This window comes from Moorena sp. SIO1F2, assembly GCF_010672755.1.
GTDB lineage: Bacteria > Cyanobacteriota > Cyanobacteriia > Cyanobacteriales > Coleofasciculaceae > Moorena.
In genome coordinates this window covers 1-6,088 of the sequence record NZ_JAAHFV010000371.1, presented here as the reverse complement: position 1 = coordinate 6,088, position 6,088 = coordinate 1, and the positions used below count along the sequence as shown (strand labels likewise).

At 42.2% G+C, this 6,088-nt stretch carries 6 protein-coding genes and 1 pseudogene; 5 read left to right on the top strand and 2 right to left on the bottom strand.

Annotated features, from left to right (window positions below; translation table 11 throughout):
* Positions 1–138: 138 nt before the first annotated feature.
* Together F6J94_RS28485 and F6J94_RS28480 are read left to right on the top strand one after the other, a co-directional pair.
* Entirely contained in the window at positions 139–273 is a 135-nt protein-coding gene (locus F6J94_RS28485; RefSeq protein ID WP_293046602.1) for a hypothetical protein, read from the top strand.
* A gap of 227 nt (positions 274–500) precedes the next feature.
* Positions 501–1,115, top strand: a pseudogene (locus F6J94_RS28480) (IS4 family transposase); the annotation flags it as partial.
* Positions 1,116–2,098: 983 nt separating this feature from the next.
* On the opposite strand, the gene F6J94_RS28475 reads toward F6J94_RS28480, so the two are convergent.
* Entirely contained in the window at positions 2,099–2,554 is a 456-nt protein-coding gene (locus F6J94_RS28475; RefSeq protein WP_293046599.1) for a PilZ domain-containing protein, read from the bottom strand.
* A 399-nt stretch (positions 2,555–2,953) separates the two neighbouring features.
* Between F6J94_RS28475 and hemJ the strand changes: the two genes are divergently transcribed.
* The 3 genes from hemJ (at position 2,954) to F6J94_RS28460 (ending at position 4,739) form a co-directional block, all read left to right on the top strand.
* Complete coding sequence (hemJ, locus tag F6J94_RS28470) at positions 2,954–3,535, top strand: protoporphyrinogen oxidase HemJ (RefSeq protein ID WP_293017911.1); 582 nt, start codon at positions 2,954–2,956, stop codon at positions 3,533–3,535.
* A gap of 224 nt (positions 3,536–3,759) precedes the next feature.
* On the top strand, positions 3,760–4,107 hold the full coding sequence (locus F6J94_RS28465; protein WP_293017912.1) for a hypothetical protein: 348 nt from the start codon (positions 3,760–3,762) through the stop codon (positions 4,105–4,107).
* A 239-nt stretch (positions 4,108–4,346) separates the two neighbouring features.
* Entirely contained in the window at positions 4,347–4,739 is a 393-nt protein-coding gene (locus tag F6J94_RS28460) for a hypothetical protein (RefSeq protein ID WP_293046596.1), read from the top strand.
* Positions 4,740–5,112: 373 nt separating this feature from the next.
* On the opposite strand, the gene F6J94_RS28455 is transcribed toward F6J94_RS28460, so the two are convergent.
* Positions 5,113–5,355 (bottom strand): DUF4327 family protein, encoded by a 243-nt coding sequence (locus F6J94_RS28455; RefSeq protein WP_070395448.1) that lies wholly within the window; start codon positions 5,353–5,355, stop codon positions 5,113–5,115.
* Positions 5,356–6,088: the final 733 nt, after the last annotated feature.

Below are 6,088 nucleotides of genomic sequence, written 5' to 3'. Positions count from 1 at the left end.
ACTAACAAGTCCCTAGTTATTTACTGGCAGATGCTAAAATTTTGACTAAATAGTTATTGTCCATAGCAGCACGAAGCGCGTTTCATCTTTAAACTTCCTTTAAAGCTGGCTTCTTGTTTCATTATATAGCAATCCTAAATGAATTGTGAGAATTTTGTTCCCTGTTCCCTACTCCCTACTCACTACTCCCTGTTCCCTGTTCCCTGTTCCCTGTTCCCTGTTCCCTTTGGTATATTTAAAGCTAAACGACTTAGTAAAGCCAAGTTTTCATGAGAATTATCCTTGCGAATACGACTACTCTCTTCAGAGAAGGTGACATCTAATATCCAATGTAAGCTGTTTTAAATCCCCCAATGACTGCGGATAGCTTTAGCAATTTTATCAGCATTATTTTCCAAACTACTTATGTAAAAACGAACTTCAGTGGTTGTTTTATTCCACAAAAGTCGCTCACTGTCTTGATGCAGTCGCGTTCAAACCATGAGCGGCTGCATCAAGACAGAGCCTTTCCTATATATTTTGAATTACTTCCCAAATTAGGGTAAGCGCAATATTAATGAACAGAAAACTGCCCTATCTTCAGTGATGCCACTTTTAAAAAATTATAAAGTTTGTCTATTAGGGGATAGATAATTTTGCTCACTCAAGCTGGCGCAGCCTCTCCAGTCGTTGGGTGTATATTTCTGCTTACGTCTTAAGAATAACGAATTTATCGAAGTGAAAAATTATCTTTGGATTCAATTAAATAATTTAGGCTTAACACCAGGATTATCTTTGTTTCTCCAAGGATTTAAAGTGACAAAAACCCGTGGGTTTATAAGTTTTAATGTCCCTTGTAAGTGGCAACGTAAAATTAAGGGAATAGCCCCAAAAGAAGCCTGGTTTATTCTGACAAATCTTGAGAGCTTAGAGTTGGCGATTTCAGCTTATAAAAAAAGATTTGATTCGTTGGCGAAGCCTGGTGAGCGAAGCGAGGCATGGAAATGTTTAGAGATTTTAAGACAGGTGGTTATAATATAGAGGAGACTAAGGTTGAAGGTAAACGACTTATTTCTCTAGTTTTATTAATTGCGATAGCTTACACTTCCTCAACTATTCAAGGTCAGCATATTAAAGCGATGCAGCAAGGGAACAGGGGAGGCAGCGCGGTCTTGGGGGTCTCCCCCGGAGACGAAACCTGATTACGTTGAGCCTTTATGGTTGGTAGGCTATGCAGATGCATGGTTAAAACTTATTGATTAAGGCGAGCCTGTCTTACGGTAACTATCGCCAAAGGCGACGCTTGGCCGTAGGCCACGCCAAAGGCGAACGCGAACAAACCATGAGCGACTGCCGTGGTTTCCCCCGGAGACAAAACCTTAGATAGTGGAGCCTTTATAGTTAGCAGGTTATGCAGAAAAGGGTTAAATATTTTTTAATAAGGCGACCCTATCTTACGGTAAATTCAAACCATGAGCGACTGCATCAAGACACCATTGTTCATTTGTCAGACACGCCAACGAGTTCTTAAAAATTAGTCATGAAGTCATTATCTCATATTTGGTGCTCAACTTAACCTGGGTTGTGTTTAGCACATTTTTGCTTATTTGTCAATCTAATTTAGATGCGTTTGCCCTGCAACTTATCCCAAGTTTACTTAAAATTAATACTTAAAATTAATAGGGCTCTCCTAGAGTGGCTATGATAAATTCTGATCAAATAAGCGCTATAGTGCTTGCCCAGTAATGCTTTGAGTGATTGAAAAATGCAATTTCAATAAAAATGTATTTTTATAGCGGTTTTTCCCCTAATGAGGTACACATATTTTTTTACCTTTTCCCTCTTCTGACTTCACTGCTCCGAAGTCCCTGCTCCCTGCTCCCTAAAACCCGAAAACTTGTACCTTACTAGCTTAAAAAACGCTATAGTTGATTGAATCCCTTGCTATTTAAGGGGTTAAGCTCATTTCAACTACTAATTTACTATAATCAGTCTAGGAGAGCCATTAATACTTAAAATTAATCAGTAGTAACTGCTTACCCTATTAATCATTAACTCCATCACCCGTCATCTCTTCAAAGGGTAATATCTTTTCTGGACGCGCAACTTAGTATGAGGATTAGGTATAGCAGGTGTTAGAAGTCTTAGCCGGATCATTTCTTAGTAACTTATTCAGCTGAAGTTGAGGCGTTGAAATAGGTGTTGCTGGCAGACCTAACAGACAATCTAGACTTTCTGGTGAGACTGTTACAAACTGTAAACCAGCTCTATAGTTTGCTAGGGAATTTACTTTAGATTCTCTGCACCACATGACTTTAACTGTAGCAGTAACTGTGTGATTTTGTGGCAAGAAAAACTGTATTTTGATAACTTGACCGACTGGAATAGCTTTTTCACTGTAAATGCTGCAACCTCCTCGACTAATATTAACGACTGGATGACGAGCTGAGAAGAGACCAGCCAATCGATAAGAAATGGAGGTCTGTTGGCGAGGTGATCTTCTTTTTTCTCGCATGCTGTTGGCATTAATCATACCCTTGACATTGGTTAAGTAAAACGTTTCCCTGTCAGCCATGCAAAGCGCAAGTGGGGGTTTACCCCAAGACCGCTTAGGTGCGCTTGACCCGTAATTAAATTCGCCACGGGTCGCACCTCTGCATCGCTTTTTATTTGTCCATTGTCTCAACCCCAGGTTTACGCTATGGTTCATCTATCTGTTTGAATCTGTATGGTTTTTGTATGAGTTTAAGAAGACATGAGATAATCGTAAGCATTTAGCGATCAGCTCTGGTCTACTAAGCTTTTGAAGCAAGGAAAACTTAGGCATTTGGCTGAGGACCGTGAGTATATGATTATTCGTGGGACTTCCCTCAAGAACCTGATAGCTGATACGCGACACGCGCTATAGCTGAAGTCAGGAGGCTAGACACTGCTCAGCTGCATGACGCTGTTGTAATAATGGAGGACACAATCTATGGCTTATTTCTGGTTCAAGGCGTTTCACTTCATTGGTGTAGTGGTTTGGTTTGCCGGTCTGTTTTATCTGGTGCGTCTGTTTGTCTATCATGCAGAGGCTTCACAAGAGCCCGAACCTGCCCAAACCATTCTCAAAAATCAGTATGAGATTATGGAAAAACGTCTCTATCACATAATTACTACCCCAGGTATGGTGGTAACGGTAGCGATGGCAATTGGTCTACTGCTAACAGAACCAGAAGTGCTCAAGCAAGGTTGGTTACATATCAAGCTGGCTTTTGTAGCCCTTTTACTGGTCTATCATTTCTATTGTGGTAGGATTATGCGACGGCTGGCTGCCAATGAATGCAGTTGGACTGGTCAGCAGTTTCGTGCTCTCAATGAGGCACCTACTGTCTTGCTGATGGTAATTGTTTTACTGGCAGTGTTTAAGAACAGTTTGCCTACAGATATTACCTCTTGGTTAATTCTTGCGATGATTATAGTAATGGCTGCCTCAATTCAGCTGTATGCCAAAAAGCGGAAGCGGGACAAAGAGAAAAGCTTGGCTACCACGTCCCAAGCAGAGCCTCAGCTTTGATTATCAGCTTGGATTAATAGTCATTGGGGACCGATGTTAGTCCCCAAAGGAAAGTATAATCCCAATAGGAAAGTATAATAAGGACTTAATGTTTTTGCCCTTGAAGTTAACCGTTGACCGTTGACTTGAACTGCATCGCCTGGGTAGAATGTCTCGTTTATTTTTACCGACTTAACTTATCAACAACGATTAACAAACAATCCATAAAATCTCAGATTTGCCTTATGTCCGCTATACCACTTAAATTAAATCTTAATGATGGTTCGGTGTCTTTTCCATTCACCGCCGATGCTGCCAAAAAATTGCAAAGTGAGCTTTACCAACTGATGCAGAGTCTGAAAGCTGCTGCTCAGGTATCTAGTGGTGGTAGACCCAAGCCTCAAAAACCGATGGAGTACCAATTTACTGGGGATGTCTTTCTTGAGATTTTCTGCAATCCCAATATCTATCCTTCTCCATTTGCGGCTATTGTCTTAATTACTCTCAGAGATGATCGCATCCGCTTGAGTACGGAAGCTGAACTGACTCGTGTGGTAGAAGATGTTAACCTGTATTTGGAACAAGTCAGCTGAAGGCTTGGGTGTCATTTCCAGCAACTGTTGTCGTGTCAGATCCTGCCTAATGTCTCTCAAGAAACTCCTAATGTCTCTCAAGAAACTAAGGTCAGAGGCAACAGGCGGGTCAGAGGCAACAGGGGGAGATGGTTAAGATGGGGAAGAATTTGTTAACCGTTTCGGCTCTTCCATAGCAGATGAACTGCACGTCCGTGGGACGTTCTTAAGAAAAAATTTATGGGAAATCGTTAGTATAAATGAACTCCAACAATCTCCTGGAATTACTGCAAACTGGGTTTCGCGCCTCCTTGGGGGCAACAGCCTCTTTCGTTGAAACCCTGCAAGACCCTGACAAGCGTGAAGAAAGTCTGGCTCAGTTTCAGTCAGATTTCAATCAACAGATGACTGAGTGGGCGGAAAAAGGAGAGACTACTGAACTTGAAGCCCGACGTTTTATTGAGCAGATGTTGAATCAACCAGGTAATCCCGTGGATCCACCGACAACAGGTACCTCCAGTGATCCTACTGCACCATCATCTAACAATCCTGTTCAGTCCAATGCACAGGATGATATTGAGGAACTGACAACACAACTTGCTGATCTTCGTAAGGAGTTAGAGGAGTTGCGTAAATCAGACAGTAATAGTTAGATTTACGCGGAGCGTGAAAAAACTCAGGTCTGAGTGGGAGACTAGAGCGGGAGCCTAATAGGCAAGAAATCAAGCACGGGAAACAGAAACTCCGCTCAATCTCTGACATTTCTGTTCCCATAAACATGGATTTACCCACTCAGCGCTGAGATACCATCAACTCAAGGCTTTTTACTAAAAATGGCAGCTTTGTTACTCCCCAACACCATTCCCTGAAGTTTGCTGAGATCTACTCAACCGCTGACGGTTGCCCAACCAATCCGGTAAGTCACTATAGCCTTTATCGGTGGCATTGATGGGGTTTTGCTGGTTACCGACTTGATCGCACTTTTTTGTCTAAGGATCAGCTTCTATGCTGTGTCACTGAGGTCCCTTAGTCATTTTCCCATTGTTGAGAACCGATCAGGTCAGCAATGCGGTCTCTTAGCAGGAATTCGCACTGCTCTAGCTCACACTCCACACACAGCCATTCTCGAGCTGGAATATATTGGCAAAGAACGTAAATGGGCTGTTGACGACTGACAAATCCTTTATCCACCAAGCGACGTGCTTCGTCTTGGATCACATCGATTGAGTAACGGATAGAAGGGGTAGATGGCACTGTGTTAACACTCATGGATATCTTATCAGCTTGATCTAAAAAACGGGGATACGATTATATTAATCCAAATTTATTTACTGTGAACTAAAATTATTTCAGTATAAGAAGTTACCATTGACCAAGATTTGTTGATAAGGATCTTCAAATACCTTGGGCAAGTTGTCAAAGTCTAACCCATGCTCAGCTAAAATGCCTACTGGGTTATGACTGAGCCATTGGTCATTGGCTGTAGGAGCTACCTTCCTCTCAAACCCCCTGTCTCTCTATGGACCACCTGGCTGCCAAACCCTTCTGATCAACCCAATCAGATAACATTGGTTTGGTAATCAGAATATGGGATATATTTTAGAGACTGTTTGTTAAATAAAGCTTAAATGGGTTGGATCGGGGGCGAGTGCTGTAGCGATCCGACCCCGGTCGGGTTTCCCGACAAGCGTGAACGCGCACCAAGATAAAAGCTCATCTTATAACAGAGCTGTCCACCGTAACCCACCCATTTTGATTACTCTAGCTGTATTAAGATTTACTTTATAAATAGTCTTTTATAAAGAGTGCAACATTTAACCTGTACAAACCTGCTCATCAGCAGGAATGACCTGTATAGCACCAGGTAGAAACCTAGTGGTTGATTAAACTAAGCCGGTGAGTCGCCCCACCGACTCGTCTTCAGAACCGGACATGACACTTTCGCATCATCCGGCTCCTCATCATAGGAACCATTTACATTGGTACCTCTAGAACGGATTCT